Source organism: Coleofasciculus chthonoplastes PCC 7420 (genome assembly GCF_000155555.1).
Classification (GTDB): domain Bacteria; phylum Cyanobacteriota; class Cyanobacteriia; order Cyanobacteriales; family Coleofasciculaceae; genus Coleofasciculus; species Coleofasciculus chthonoplastes_A.
Genome location: NZ_DS989841.1, coordinates 348,733 through 363,683, shown reverse-complemented (window position 1 = coordinate 363,683; position 14,951 = coordinate 348,733). Strand labels below are relative to the sequence as shown.

General features: G+C 46.5%; 8 protein-coding genes. 3 read left to right on the top strand and 5 right to left on the bottom strand.

Annotated elements, in window-relative coordinates; all coding sequences use genetic code 11:
- Nucleotides 1-184 precede the first annotated feature (184 nt).
- From MC7420_RS01520 to MC7420_RS01510, 3 genes are all read left to right on the top strand, one after another.
- A complete protein-coding gene (locus MC7420_RS01520) occupies nucleotides 185-1,285 on the top strand; it encodes a ligand-binding sensor domain-containing protein (protein WP_006098159.1) in 1,101 nt (366 codons plus the stop codon).
- A gap of 184 nt (nucleotides 1,286-1,469) precedes the next feature.
- Complete coding sequence (gene panB / locus MC7420_RS01515) at nucleotides 1,470-2,249, top strand: 3-methyl-2-oxobutanoate hydroxymethyltransferase (protein WP_006098010.1); 780 nt, start codon at nucleotides 1,470-1,472, stop codon at nucleotides 2,247-2,249.
- Between the two features lie 586 nt (nucleotides 2,250-2,835).
- Nucleotides 2,836-5,217 (top strand): zinc metalloprotease HtpX, encoded by a 2,382-nt coding sequence (locus MC7420_RS01510; RefSeq protein WP_006098087.1) that lies wholly within the window; start codon nucleotides 2,836-2,838, stop codon nucleotides 5,215-5,217.
- 531 nt (nucleotides 5,218-5,748) lie between these two features.
- Here MC7420_RS01510 and MC7420_RS01505 read toward each other — a convergent pair.
- The 5 genes from MC7420_RS01505 to MC7420_RS41050 all read right to left on the bottom strand — a co-directional run bounded on the left by MC7420_RS01505 (nucleotide 5,749) and on the right by MC7420_RS41050 (nucleotide 14,872).
- Nucleotides 5,749-6,324, bottom strand: a complete 576-nt coding sequence (locus MC7420_RS01505; protein ID WP_006097799.1) for a CAP family protein — start codon at nucleotides 6,322-6,324, stop codon at nucleotides 5,749-5,751.
- A gap of 182 nt (nucleotides 6,325-6,506) precedes the next feature.
- Nucleotides 6,507-7,520 carry an HlyD family efflux transporter periplasmic adaptor subunit gene (locus MC7420_RS01500; RefSeq protein WP_083798884.1) on the bottom strand — a complete coding sequence of 338 codons (1,014 nt, stop codon included), beginning with the start codon at nucleotides 7,518-7,520 and terminating at the stop codon, nucleotides 6,507-6,509.
- A complete protein-coding gene (locus MC7420_RS01495) occupies nucleotides 7,462-7,890 on the bottom strand; it encodes a biotin/lipoyl-binding protein (RefSeq protein WP_006098045.1) in 429 nt (142 codons plus the stop codon). The genes MC7420_RS01500 and MC7420_RS01495 overlap by 59 nt, the downstream gene beginning before the upstream one ends.
- Nucleotides 7,891-8,175: 285 nt before the next feature.
- On the bottom strand, nucleotides 8,176-9,615 hold the full coding sequence (locus MC7420_RS01490) for a M50 family metallopeptidase (protein WP_006097996.1): 1,440 nt from the start codon (nucleotides 9,613-9,615) through the stop codon (nucleotides 8,176-8,178).
- A 568-nt stretch (nucleotides 9,616-10,183) separates the two neighbouring features.
- The gene (locus MC7420_RS41050) at nucleotides 10,184-14,872 is read right to left on the bottom strand and encodes a S8 family serine peptidase (RefSeq protein WP_198016346.1); all 4,689 of its coding nucleotides are present in this window, start codon (nucleotides 14,870-14,872) and stop codon (nucleotides 10,184-10,186) included.
- Nucleotides 14,873-14,951: the final 79 nt, after the last annotated feature.

Genomic DNA, 14,951 nt, shown 5'->3' with positions numbered 1-14,951 from the left:
AAATATTCTTGAGAATTGTATAAGGTACTGTTATAAATCAACGAAATGTAAATTTATGTTAATTTTTATTGCAAATGAACCCATTCGGGACATATTAAGGTAAAGATTCTATAGTCCAGGCTGTACCATCACTCTTTAATATAGATATAGATCTCGAAAAACTATCCAAATTGTCTCAGACACCATGGCGTCTTTGAATGCCCCGATTCGTCTTTTCATCGGTGCGACCCTGCTCATCTCTCCTGTCGGGATGGGAACCGATCCGACCCTAGTGCTAGCCCAAGAGACCCTAGCTCAAACCGAACTAGGAACAGCCCCCGACTATCGAGGTGCGCCCCCTCCTCCTGGCGGCGAACCGTTACCTCCTGAACGCTTGCGACGAGAAGTCGAACCCCTACCCACAGATTTTCGCGTCCCCGCTTTGCAACCCGACTACACAGGTGATCTCTGGGTGGGAACCTACTCAGGATTATCCCGACTTGACCCGAACACCGGACGCCTGAAAGCCCGCGTTGATTTACCTAACTACACCATCGACGCCTTAGCCCAAGACCGAGTCGGACGAATTTGGCTGGGAACCTATGAAGGATTGTTACGAGTCGATCCTCGGAGTAACGAAGTTACGGCACAAAACTTTACATTACCCTCAAATCGGGTCTTATCCTTACAAGTTGATCGGCGCGGGTATCTCTGGGTGGGAAGCGATCGCGGTTTGGCTATGATTAGTCCTGACCAAGGATTATTAATGACCACAGTGCAAGAACTCCCTGGCGTTAGCGCCAATGCGTTGACATTAGATGAAGACGGTCAACTGTGGGTGGGTACATTAGAAGGATTAGTGCAAATCGATACCGCCAGCGCTTTTATCATTCGGCGGGTTGGTAATCTACCCGGAACCATTGTCCAATCCCTAACCACAGGACCCGATGGTAAGCTTTGGGTGGGTACTCCCAGTAGTCTGTTAGTGATTGACCCCAATAATCCCTTTGCTGAACCGCGTTCGGTGACACCCTTACGAGGACGTAGTGTAACAGCGGTGCGCTTTGCTCTAGATGGGAGTGTTTGGGTGGGTACGGAAGGTGGCTTATTAAAAATCCGAGCGGAAACGGGAGCGGTGTTGGGTGAACTGTCGAATCTTCCCTCAGACTATATTCTTTCCCTGTCCCCAGATGTAGGGAATAAATTATGGGTGGGAACAACGGAAGGGCTAGCCTGGGTTAGCCTATCCACGGGTCAAGTCAGACCCCATTTAGCGTTTGTGAAGAATCCGCCAGAGACGTTTTAGTGTTTTGTCATTGGTCATTGGTCATTGGTCATTTGTCATTATATTTGGGAAGTCATCATTCATAATTTAGACGGGGCGGGTTTAGTTCCGGTAGTGGTTTGAGTTTAAACGTTATCGGTAAAACCCGCCCCTACACAGTCACACACCATGTCATCGAGGATCGCCAAGGATCACAATTCCCCCAATGGTCAATATCCAACAACTGAAACAATGGAAACAACAAGGGCGTCCGTTGGTCGTCTTGACCGCTTGGGATTATGCGATCGCGCAATTACTAGATGCGGCGGGAGTGGATATTATTCTGGTTGGGGATTCCTTGGGAATGGTCACATTGGGGTATGAGACGACATTACCCGTAACGTTGGACGAGATGCTGCACCATGCTAAAGCCGTGCGTCGGGGTGTAAAACAAGCATTCGTGGTGTGCGATTTACCCTTTTTAAGTTATCAAGAAAGTCTCCAACAAGCGATGCACTCGGCGGGTCGGGTATTAAAAGAAACCGGGGCGCAGGCGGTGAAATTAGAAGGCGGACATCCAGCCATAGCCCAAACGGTAGCCTATTTAACGGCGGCGGGAATTCCGGTGATGGGTCATGTCGGATTGACACCGCAGTCGGTACATCTTCTGGGTTATCGTCAGCAAGGGAAAACAGAAGCAGCAGCAGAGCGGATTTTAGCCGAAGCGATCGCCCTTGAACAAGCGGGTGTCTTCGCCCTAGTTTTAGAACATATTCCGGCGGATTTGGCTAGGAAGATTACACAAACCTTAACCATTCCCACGATTGGTATTGGTGCTGGAGTCGATTGTGACGGACAGGTATTAGTTACCGCCGATTTACTGGGACTTTCGGAACGTCAGCCACCCTTTGCCAAAGTTTATGCGAATTTGCGGCAAATGATTACTCAGGCGGTGCAAGACTATAGTCATGATGTGAGAGAGCGACAGTTTCCAGAGGGGAAATAGTTGACAATTTAACGGGGTTAAGGCGGTATGTTTTCATACCAAATCTGGGGAACGCTACCCCCGTTATCACTTAGTCCGCGCAGGCGGACTTGGTTTGTGTAGCAGCGATTTCAATCGCCTCCTCTTGCTTATCCTCCTTTAGAGTTTCTACAATAGGAGAATTTATTGTAGGAATAACACCCCTGTAGGGGCGACCCGCCGAATTTAATTAACACCACCCAACCTTTAATTATATCGGGTCGCCCTGCCTCGGGTATAGCCAATTATTAATTACCCGGTAAAATTCGGGTATTTTTGATTAAGATAAAACACCGTAGGGGCAAAGATACGTAACCAATTAACATAACCCAACTTTTAATTATATCGGGTCGCCCTCCGTCAGTTATCGGCTATCTGAAACCGCACACATTTAGACGGGGGCGAGTCGAGATAGGTTAATTCTCGCACCGAACATTTGTGCAGCGACTCGCCCCTACACAAAACTTTACAATGACGCGATCGCGAAAGCCCCCGCGATTAATCCGCCAGATGAAACATTCCTGGCAAGAGAGCGTATCGTTAAAGAGCAGGGTAGAATGAAACGATTATGGCTTCTGTTCCCAATCCCTCCCTCGATGCTGGTTTAGCGGCTCTCAAACAGGGCAATTACGATGTGGCGATCGCACATCTGGAAGGTGTCTGCGAATTTGAGTTAGATCAAGCCATTATCTCCCGCGCCAGTGTCGCCCTCGTCAAGGCTTATCGCCAAAGTGGTGATATCCAAAATGCGATCGCACTTTGCCAAACCCTCACTCAAGATCTCAATCCCAAGGTGCAACAATGGGCGACAAGCACCTTACCGGAACTCATGGCGGAATCCCCACCCTCAGCCAATCAGACGGGGTTTACGCCAGAAGCAGATACTTCAGCGAATCCTACGGGATTTGTTCCCCTCAACTCACCCTCCTCCCCAACCAAACCGGGAACGATTAAACAGCGATTAACCGATTCAGCCAAACGCCTATTTACAGGAGATAAATCGCAACAACAGTCTCCGGGAAACCAACAATCTCCTCAACCCTCATCCCAACTCCCAGTGGCGTTCACACCCCCTTCCGCGCCCTCTGTCTTTTCCCCCAGCCCTCGGTTTCGCAACTTAGGGCGTGCAGAAAATTGGCGTCCGTTCAAACCCCCGAAATTAACGCAATTGGCGCTAATTGTTGCAGGAAGTGCGATCGCGTTTGCCTGGGTGCTGCGTTTCTGGTTAAAGTTTTTGATGGCAACCACCAATACTATCTTGGTGCAATTGCCGCTATTATCACCGATTCAATGGTTCTACCGTGATCCCACTCAGGTTTTAGCTGTTTTGGCGATTGTGACGCTAATCGTCTCTCCCTGGTTAATGGATTGGCTATTAAGACAGGTGTATGGATTAGAATCGCTTTCTGTCAGCCAACTGGCGGCGCGATCCTCGGAATCAGCTAAAGTGATCCAACGGTTTTGTCGTCAACGCCGTTTACCGTTACCGACGTTGGGTATTTTACCCACAGAAGCGCCGTTAGCGATAGCGTATGGGAATTTACCGCGCACCGCTCGAATTGTCGTCAGTGAGGGGTTATTGACACAACTGGCTGACGATGAAATTGCTACGATTTATGCGGCTCAGTTAGGGCATATTGTAAACAGGGACTTTATCTTAAGTTCTCTAGGCACATTAATTCTCCAGTTTCCCTATCTCTTTTATCTATATGTAGCTCAAGGGGGAGAACAGTTAGCGGAATGGATTCGGGGAAAATATCCCGCCACCCAACGAGTCTTACCGCCTCTGTGTTTAGGAATATCGAGTATTATTTCTAGCTTAGGTTACGCCACTTACTGGCTACTGCGCCTCCCCCTGCTATGGTTTTCCCGGATTAGAATTTACTATAGCGATCGCGTGGCGATAGAAACCACTGGAAATCCCAATGGGTTAACCCGGGCGTTATTGAAAATCGGCTTAGGGATGAGTGATGCAATCCATCAAGCCGAACAAACCCGCCCCTTGTGGGATAGCTTTGATTTAGTATTACCTGTAGGATACCGACAAGGATTACTCCTAAGCAGTTGTTCACCCCATGTTCCCTTTGAACGGGTTTTACAGTGGGAATGCACCAACCCTTACCGCCACTGGTTAATTATTACAGCCGCGCATCCTTTATTAGGCGATCGCTTGCATTTATGCGCCCGTTATGCTCTTCATTGGCAACTGGGGACAGAATTAGATTTACCCATACCACCACCACCCATACGGGATAATAAAACACGCTGGTTGAAACTGATTGATAGTTATAAAGCCTTTCCCTTATTCCAAAGTGTCATATTAACCGGATTCGTTGTTGGTATTGTGTTACAAGTGGGGTTCTGGTTACTTGGTATTCTTAGTGATTGGCTATCTCGCTGGTGGATAACTGGATTCTGGCGGCTAATCTGGTTACACAACGCCGGGTCATTTCTCGATGCTTGTATTCTGATTGCGTTTAGTTTAAGTATTATTCTCTGGATTAATCGTTACTTTCCCGATATCAAACCTGCGGCGATTCGTCACCAACCCAGCTTAGAACAAATGCTCGCTGATCCGAATGCGTTACCCTCTACCCATCAACCTGTGGAATTTACAGGTAAACTTTTAGGGCGACGGGGATTGCAGAATTGGTTAGGCGTGGATTTAATTATCGAAACCGATAGCGGGTTAGTTAAACTGCATTACTTTTCAATTTTAGGTTCTCTGGGTAACTTACTCCCCCTGGGTACTCGCCCCAGTGATTTAGTCGGTGAATCGGTGACAGTAATGGGTTGGTTTCGGCGGGGGGTGACGCCGTGGATTGATGTGGAGACATTGAGTACATCAGACGGGAAAGTCAGTCGCGCCCATTATCCGTTATGGTTAGTTATTCTGGCTGTAGTCGCGGCGATATGGGCATCCTATTTAATTTGGACGTTACCTGCATAGATGTTTGTCACCCCCTTTTACCACGGCGATTAAAATCGGAAGTAGGGGCGGGTTTAACTACTAACGTTTGTTGTCACCCTGATGTAACTAAACCCGCCCTTTTGGTAGGGGTGAGCCTTTGTAAACCTCATTTACCACGGCGATTAAAATCGCTGCTACACAAACAAAGTCCGCCTACGCGGACTGGGTTATAACAGGGGTGCCTAACGCTGATTTGGTGTAACATTTTTTGTCACATTAATGTCACTAAATCCACCCTTTTGTAGAGGCTGGTTTAACTCCTAAAATTTGTTGTTATCCTGATGTCACTAAATCCACCCTTTTGTAGAGGCTGGTTTAACTCCTAAAATTTGTTGTTATCCTGATGTCACTAAATCCACCCTTTTGTAGAGGCTGGTTTAACTCCTAAAATTTGTTGTTATCCTGATGTCACTAAACCCGCCCCGACTAAGTGCCATGCCTTCTTTACGAAGTGAAGGGTGAAAACTTACCTCCCTTCATGACACCACATACCGTGACAAGTCACAATAATTACGGTGCCATAACATTATCGGGAAACTGTCCCATCACATTACCTGCAGGCGCATATTGGCAAACCACATAGAAGGCATTATACTGATTCCCTTGAATCGTTTCAACCCCCCGTGCTTCACCACATCCTAACTGGGTGCTATTCTTCCAAACCACCTGGGTAAAATGCCCTGTTTCTGAAGAAAACCCAGGATTGGCATAGTCATAATCTGAAACCTCGTTGTACCAACTTGTAACCGCTTGGTTCGCCAGGTTAGCGGCGTCTACAGACGATGCTGTCGTGTAGGACACATATATGTTTTCTCCCACACCCGACGAGTTACTGTGTTCAAACACGCCATTCGTTGCCAGATAATCTGCCCAATTTTGAGCGCTGTCATTCAGGGAATCACTCAGAGTCATATCTGGACTATTATGGGTGTTCCGATAGGTATTGTGCTGAGACAAAGCTGTGCTGCGAAATGTACTTAGGTTTATCCCTGTCTGCCCATTAACTGGGTTACTGCTGATTATCCCCAAGGGAATCATTGTTGCCAAGCCGAGATAAACAATCCCAAAAAATTGCTTCCGATTCATATAGACTACTCCCGTCTGCGTATGGAAAAAAGTTATATATCAAAGCTAACTGAACAATTGGCTTATAATGTGTTTATTTACAAAAATTAATGTTGCCGCGTGAGAGTTTCATTTCTTTGAGGTTATATAACAATTAAAGTGGCGGCGAGATGGGCATCCTGTTTAATTTACTTGGGATATTTTCAGATAAAAATTGGACGCATAACTTTGAGGACTTCATGCTTAAGTTTAGCAAATAGGGTCATCGGTCGAGTTTCGATGGCGACATAGCCTGTCATTCCCGGTTTCATCGGATTTGTCTCATCATTGGTAATTGAAAGTCGTACTGTCCAGATGGGTTTGATTTGGTTTTCATCAGATTTCAGGGCTGAGGAAATATTTTCCACCGCCGTGGTATAGGGTTGCAGTTCTCCTTGTTTGTAGAACTTGACTTGATCGCCTTGGAGGATAAACTTTTCATCTTCTTGGCGAATCTTGGCAATTACTGTCAAGTCTGATAAATCCACAATTTCCATGATTTTTTGACCCGCAGGATGCCAAGTATTTTCCAGCAAGTCTAAGTCTTCGGTGGTGACAGTTCCGGTTGTATCGGCGACTAAAATTAGTTGGTCTCGCCGGGAGAGTTGACGCTGAACTTCTGCGGCTAATTCCTGGATTTGTCGTTGACGATCCTTAACCACAAGTTGGGCGGCGTTAAGATTTTCTTCAACGGATATTCTGGCGGCGGTGGCGGCGTTTAATTCCGCTTTGGCGCGGGTTAATTTATCGTTAAGTTCCTTGACAATGGATTGAATTTGGGCTTGTTTTCTGTCAATTAAACTGGTGAGTTCAGCGAGTTCCCCTTGGCGGCTATAGGTATCATCTAGGAGTTCATCAACCCGAATCGCTGGAATCACAGAACTTCCCGCTTCTTGGTTCACAGCTTTAATGGTTTTCAGACGCTGCTGGCGAATTTTGAGACTGGCAGAAAGTTGTTCTTTTTTCTGGTAAAGTCCTTCAATATCCCGTTCTAATGCTTGAATTTGGGGGGGAGAATTGCCTTGGTGGATGCTAGCCAGTTCGTGTTGGATTCTATTTGCCGCTTGACGGGCATTGTCTTCTAAGACTAGCATTTCAGCCTGGTTTGCTTGTAAATCTTCAACTAATCGTAAGGCGTCTGTAGGGCGGATTGGGCTTTCCCAGTTCAGTTTGGGCATTAGCGATCGCGCTTTCGATCTCTTGGCTTTCTAATTGTACGAGTTTATCACCTTTGCGGACAGGTTGATTGGGTTTGACATAGATTTGTTTAATCACACCAGCCACTTTTAAGGTAACATCTTGGCGGGCGTTGGAGGTAGAGGTGATATCGGCTTCTCCGCGTACAGAATGGGGGAATTCGGGGATAAAGGTAACGTATCCGACACCTGCGATAATTGCGGTAATTAGGAGCCATTTTTTCAGGTTGACAGAGGGGCGTTTTTCCGGTTTTGGCAAAGCGGGTGAATCTGATGCTGGTTGTACCGGGGGTTTAGGTTGTGGGGGTACAACTTTGAGTTGATTTTGGCGGGAATTAATGGAAGGGTTCATGATGAAATAATCCTCAATTTAATTTTTTTTTGTCGTGGCGGGTGTCATTATTATCATTTCTTACCTTACCCAGAGGTAACAATAATTTTGTTTTCCTGTAGGGGCGGGTTTCACAATTACAGCAGTTTGCTCTGCTATGCGGTACATTGTCGATCCCCCTAAATCCCCCTTAAAAAGGGGGACTTTGATTTACTGTACTTTATTACAGCGCAAAAAGCTGTATCCTTTCGTCTCTCACCCTGATGGAACTAAACCTGCCCCGAATCAACGCCGCATAAATACCAATCATTGATCGCGGGGAAAATAGAAATAAATCGCCCAGAGAACCAACAAACTCATCGCTAGAGTCGGAATATTGGCAAAACTCCAGCCGATGACTCGATAGAGAATAAATCCGAAAACGAATTGCAGATAGATAAAACTAAATGGGGCATAAGCTGCCAGAATCAAGGCGTCGCGGAGACGTTCTTGGATGGGTTTTCGTCGCAGTAAATTGCCGTAAAATTTAAATGAACGACTGCGTAAATTGTTAATCCCAGTCAGGGCAACGGCGAGATAATAGCCGTCAAATTTAGCCAAAGGATTGAGGTTAAGGGCAACGGTAAATAATGCCGCCCCCATTAATAGATAACTGGTGGTAAATAGCCAACTTCCAGATACAGAACCATTCCATAACCAAAGCGCGATCGCGGCAATAATCAGTTGACAGAGAACCCCAGCCGCGACAACCAGAACTCGTTGATAGTGTTTAACTAGACAATAGGCATCACTGGTATTTGTATACGCCGCAGGCATGAGGAACATGAAAAATACTCCCATTTCTGAGACTTGCAGATTCAGGTGAGGAACTTGATTGGCATAATGTTTTAGGGTGAAGGCATGACCGAGTTCATGGAGGGAAACAACGAGTAAGGCGAGGAGAATAAAAGGGAGAAATAAGTTGCTACCTTGTGTGGTGATTAGTTTTTGTCCAATCGCTAATATTTCCTGGCGTTGGTGCAGTCCAATGATTAAGGAAACGGTTAAAAATAGACCTAATGTGAGAGCAAACTGCTTTGTCCAAATCCAGGACAGGTTCTCAACATGACGGCTTAACCAAGGATCAGGATTGAAGAGGGGAATGCGGAAATATAAGAGTTGTAGGGGTGTGAATTTACCTCGGCGGGGTTTCGGGGGTTTGGTTCCTTCTAGCATGGCGGTGGCGGCGAGTTGTTGGAGGAGGATTCGCAGTTGGTTGGGGGGAATGTTATAGGTTTGGCAAATAGCATTGGGGGAGAGGTGTTCGAGTTCATTAATGACGGTTTTGGTTTGATTGTTGAGTTGGAGAAAGGTTCTATCTTCGGGGTTACGAAGTATCCAATAGTTATCGGTGTGTTGAATCCATTGCAGGCTGGGTTTGAGATGGGGTGAATTGGGATTTGGGTGGGAGGATGGGGTAGGGTTGGGTTGGTTTAGGTGGGAGGGTTCTAAGGCGAGGATGTTGAGGGTGATTAATTTTTGCAGGAGTTTTGTGACGAAATTGGGGGGCAGGGTTTCGCTGAGTTTCTGTTGGATTTGGTTGACGGTATAGTGTCCAGTGAAATAGCGCAGGGCTTGGGCTTCAGTGGGAGAGAATTGATGGTGATGGTGGTTATCTGGGGTGTGGAGGATGAATTGGCTGGAGTCTCGTTGTTGACTGAGTTTCCAGTAAGTTGTTATATCGGGACAAATCCAGTTGTTATCCATAGTTTGTTGGTTCCGGATATTTGTGTGATAAGGTTTCAACAAAACCCGCCCTGGCTCAAAATGGAGGTGTGTTTTAGGCGATCGCTCTTTTGATCAGGAATTAGTGCAAACCGGGAGGGAAAGGGCGATCGCGTGGGAGTCTAGGTAGTTGTAGGGGCGGGTTTAGCCGCTTAATTTTGATGTTTGTGATAAGGTTTCAACAAAACCCGCCCTGACTCAAAATGGAGGTATGTTTTAGGCGATCGCTCTTTTGATCAGGGATTGGCGCTAACCGGGAGGGGGAGTGCGATCGCGTGGGAGTCCAGGTAGTTGTAGGGGCGGGTTTAGGCGTTTAATTTTGATGTTTGTGATAAGGTTTCAACAAAACCCGCCCTGACTCAAAATGGAGGTGTGTGTTTTAGGCGATCGCTCTTTTGATCAGGAATTAGTGCAAACCGGGAGGGAAAGGGCGATCGCACGCTGGGGATAGAGAAGACGCGATCGGGTAGAGTGTACTATTCGATGGAATTAATTACGCCGAATTTGAGTTAATATTGCACCCGTGTAACGCAACCCTTTCAGATTGGAATTAACCAATTTTGAATGGAACGGTGTTTCCCCAATTACCAGTATGTACTTCTACATGCAAGTGAGGTCCATAACTCCATCCGGAATTACCACTGTAACCAATGAGTTGACCTGCACTAACAGACTTACCTTTGTAAACTCCTGTAGAGTTGCTAAATCCTTGTTTCAGGTGTAAATAGGCAGAACGATACCCATTTTCATGCTGTATCACAACATAGTTAGCACGATTTTTATTCCACTCACCGCCACCAGTATCAGGATAAGCATCTACAACTTGGACAACTTGGCCGCTACGCATTGCGTACACCGGAGTGCCAATCCCAACTCCATAATCATAAGCGTAAGCCGAGCGACCACTATGAGACGTAGAGCCGTTGTTCCCTTGGGTAATGTTACCTTTACCGCTAAGTGGATGAACAAATCCTCGTAATGGATTAGAAGGCGTTGGGTTTGAATGCAACGTTGTATTGGAACCACCTCCACCACTATTGCTCCCTTGCTTCACATAGTAAGCAGCAACATAACCAACAGTATTTCCAACCTTCACCCTGTACCAATCTGTCCGATTATCCGGAGAGTAAGCACCCCCAGAAACTGTTTCCAAAATGGTTAAATTAGTTCCATTTGGCAACGTACTAATCCTCGCTCCACTTACAGAAGGGCTACGACGGAAATGCAGACCGATACTGGAATTAACATGTCCTGGCTTGCTTGTCGTTCCACCACCCGGATTTCCCCCAGGTTGAATTGGCGGTTTAGATTTGGGATAGCCAAAAATGTAAGCACTGGGAACCCAATAAGCCTTCCCATTACTCCAGTAACGATACCACAGCGCATCAGATTTACCTGTCCAGATGTCAGTTACAGACTCTCCATACTTCCATCCGTCAAAATGGAGTGTCTTTTTATAAGGTTCCGCTAAACCACTCCGATCTGAATGCTTCGGACTATTGCGAAGCGCGACTCCAATTTCGGGACCAACCCAGCCAGAAAAAGATTCTGCATGGAACCCTGAAGGTTGACTCGGTGATGGATTGTCAGAAGTTACATCAACATAATACGCCGCAACATACCCTTTTTTGCCATTAGCTTCTACCTGATACCAATCCTTACGAGAACTCCCCGTCGGTGTCGTGTAGCTTCCTCCCGTAACCGATTTCAAAATCTTCAGAGAGGTTCCCTTTGAGAGTGACCCGATAATCGTTGCACCCACATAAGAATCAGCACGGAAATTCAACGATATAGAGCCTACCTTAGAATTCACGACACCCGATTTTGTCGGAGATGGATTCGGTTTTGGTGTAGGTGCAGGCTTACTCGGTGGAGGCGTAGAACCTGTTGCGTTACCTGTCAAGAATTTCTCAATCCCACGCGCCACCGCAGTAGCCGCTTTCTCCACATTGGCACGACTCATTCCGGCTGCATCGATAAATAAAGATTCAACCAGAACGGCGGGAACATTCGTTGGCGCATTTCGCAGAACAGAGAAATTCGCTGTCTTCACACCCCGATTAGGAATGATGGTGTCTGGGAAAATCGCATCTAACTCACTATTAATCGCTTTGGCGAGTTCAGCATCTTTAGCTGGCGCATTGGGATGGGAAAAGACTTCATGCCCTTGAGCATTACTGTTAAATGCATTTTGGTGTAACGAGACAAAAATATCATGTCCCGCCGCCCGTTGACCAATTTGTGCCAGAGATAAGCGTTCATCTAACACGTTTACCTCGGCACCAAGTTGTCGTAAATGGTCAGCAACAATCTTAGCTTGATGTAAGTTTTCGACAGCTTCTGTTGTTCCATTCCCACTCGCACCAGGATCAAATCCATTGTTGTCGATTCCATGTCCGGGATCTAAGATAATTTTCTTCCCAGCTAGTGTCTTGACATTTTGAGTCGGCGTAGGTTGAGGTTTAGGTGTTGAGGACGTGCCTGTTCCTTGTTGCGGTGCTTGAGAATTTAGTGTTTCATCAGGATTCTTGTAGAACTTCTCAAATATCTGCTTGAGGAAGTTCACCCAAGAGGAACTACCAGACGTACCAAATACCTGCAAGAAATTAGTTAAGGCGGCTTGTTTGACTTGCTCTGGATTGGGTTGAGGTTCAGGTTCAGGTTCAGGTTCAGGTTCAGGTTCAGGTTCAGGTTCGGGTTGCGGATTGGGGTCATTCCCCGGTATATAAACCACTTGACCTACAGGTAATTGGGTTGCTTCGTCACTGGTAAAGGGTACATTTCCGGCTGAATCTTTGGTGATTTCTGTCCAACGATTTCCATTCCCTAACTCCCGTTGAGCAATTCCCCAAAGGGTGTCATCGGCTTTCATTTCATAACGATAACGAACCGCTCGTTCCATCGGTGTTACTTTTCCTTCGCCACTCCAACTAATCGGAACAACTTGTAACTCAGGATTGTATTCTTCGGCTTTTGTTGCCTTAGCCAGATGAATTGCTGCCGCCATGTTTAGTAATCCTGACCCGGTTTCTAAATCAGGATTTGCCGTTTTGAGATCAGTCGCCGTTGATTTGAGAATGTCAATCACTTGACGGTAACTTAACTCAGGGTTCGCCGCCCAAACTTGAGAGACAGCACCTGTAACTTGAGCTGTTGCCACGGAGGTTCCATCCATTGCTCCCAGATGATTTCCCACAGTGGACAATACAGGATTTTCTAATGTACCGCTATCAGCAACAATATCTAACCCGTTGCCATAACTTGAATAGTTAGCACGGTCAAACCCTTTCCAAACTGAGGTTTCACCATCGATTTGTTCCGCAGAACCAACGGTAATGATGTTATCAAATTGTTGGGAGGCTTGTCCTAAAGCCGACATGACTCCGCCGTCATTTCCAGCCGCCACTGCCACTAAAACATTATTTTGGCGAGCATATTCTAACGCTGCCATTTCTACAGGGGTAAACTCATAACGAGTGGTAACATTTCCATCCGCATCAATTTGAGTTAAATCCATACTCAAATTAACCACAGCATTGGGTTGCCCCGATTCTTGAGCCGCATCGACAAATTCAACTAATGATTCTGCCCATTGACCGGAACCCACAGCACGCCCAACCCAAATTGGCGCATCATCGTTAATCCCATCAATACCAATATCGTTATCTTGAGTCGCCCCAATAGTACCTAACACATGAGTGCCATGTTCATTCCCCTCACCAGCTTCCATCAGAGGGTTATTATCGCCATCAATCCGGTCTTGCCCTAAACTGATTCGGCTATAGTCAATATCAGGATTATTGTCACTGAAGCCTGTATCAATAATGCCGACTAACGGCTGATTTTCTGGAGGAAACTCATTCTGGACAGGTTCAGCCAGTTCAGGATCTGTTGTGGGTTCGGCGATAATTTCACTGGTGTTAACAGGTTCATCGATAACAACATTTGTTGATTCTTCAGTCGTGGGTTCGGTGACGATTTCACTATTGTTAACAGGTTCATCGGTAGCGACATCGGTTGATTCTTCAGTCGTGGGTTCGGTGACGATTTCACTCTCATCGACTGGGATGTCATCGGTTGGAGATTCTCCGACCAATTCATCGGTTAATAGTCCGCCATCATCAGGCGTATCCGGCGTAATATAAGGTTCGGCATAATCAATCAACGCTTGACCCAAATCCGTCTCCCGCCAATCCTTTCCAGACTCAATCACCTCATCCATTAAAGCCGCTTCACCCGTCGCCCCGCGCACCTGGAAAATAACATCGTTATAATCCCCATCCGACTGGGTATCCACCCGCAAATCTTCCATCACAAAGGTACTTCCATCCCCGGTGACATCGGCAATTTGCCCGACATGAAACGCATCATCTGGATTCGCTGTCGCCATAGAAAATAGGGGACGCGCCGCCCCTCCCACATCGGGATTATCAAACACCCGTTGCACTGTATTATTGGGAACCAGCATGAAGCCAAACTCATCCCCTGGACGCATTTGGACTGTTTTAACTCCCAAATACTCTCCAGAATTTCGGTCACTTTCTCCTAATTCACCAACGAACCGCGCCCCTTCGGTTTGGTCACTAATCACCACATGACCTAATTCTGAATCACTCAACGCACGAGACGCCGCTTCCTGAATAAACGCCTCCGAACCCGGTTCAAACTCCTCCATCCCCTCTAAACTAAAGACAGCGAGTTCACCTTCATATCCCCCACCATCAAAGAGGAAATCAATACTTACTTCCCCAGTTTCACCGACGGTGAATGTGCCAGACTCAAAGGTGGGATTGATAAAGGGAATGTCTTCCAGTTGATCCGTTAACAGTGGCGTTTCTGGCGTCATTTCAGCACTACTATCAGCATCTTCTGGGGTTACATCGACATCCCCATCCATATTGCTAAAGGTTTGACTATCCTCATCTGAGATATCCCACTCTTCACCCAATTCTGGAAGTTCAGGGGTATCAATATCCATTGTCGCTAAGTCGGGTGTCTCATCGATGCCATCCACCAAACCACTGGGAGTATACATGGGTTCGAGGATAAAGGCTTGCAGCAATATTGGAGACTTGTCATCCAGGGATTGGTGATCAGGGGGTGATTTTGACCCGAATAAACCATTCCAAAAACTCGTCAGCCATCGGAAAACACTATTGTGCGATCGCGCCTTGGTGCTGGATGCTGGAGACGGTTGAGTGGCTGTTGGTTTGCTTGTCGCTACATCTAAACGGTTCATAGAATTCGTTTCCTTAAAATTACGATAGAGAACTAAGTTCATTAGAACGGAGTTTTTGGCTTCAGAACCCCCCGCAAGG

Bases quoted from the DNA above. Each gene is read 5' to 3' on its own strand.
- MC7420_RS01520 (WP_006098159.1), top strand. From the start codon at position 185: ATGGCGTCTTTGAATGCCCCGATTCGTCTTTTCATCGGTGCGACCCTG.
- panB (WP_006098010.1), top strand. From the start codon at position 1,470: ATGGTCAATATCCAACAACTGAAACAATGGAAACAACAAGGGCGTCCG.
- MC7420_RS01510 (WP_006098087.1), top strand. From the start codon at position 2,836: ATGGCTTCTGTTCCCAATCCCTCCCTCGATGCTGGTTTAGCGGCTCTC.
- MC7420_RS01505 (WP_006097799.1), bottom strand. From the start codon at position 6,324: ATGAATCGGAAGCAATTTTTTGGGATTGTTTATCTCGGCTTGGCAACA.
- MC7420_RS01500 (WP_083798884.1), bottom strand. From the start codon at position 7,520: ATGCCCAAACTGAACTGGGAAAGCCCAATCCGCCCTACAGACGCCTTA.
- MC7420_RS01495 (WP_006098045.1), bottom strand. From the start codon at position 7,890: ATGAACCCTTCCATTAATTCCCGCCAAAATCAACTCAAAGTTGTACCC.
- MC7420_RS01490 (WP_006097996.1), bottom strand. From the start codon at position 9,615: ATGGATAACAACTGGATTTGTCCCGATATAACAACTTACTGGAAACTC.
- MC7420_RS41050 (WP_198016346.1), bottom strand. From the start codon at position 14,872: ATGAACCGTTTAGATGTAGCGACAAGCAAACCAACAGCCACTCAACCG.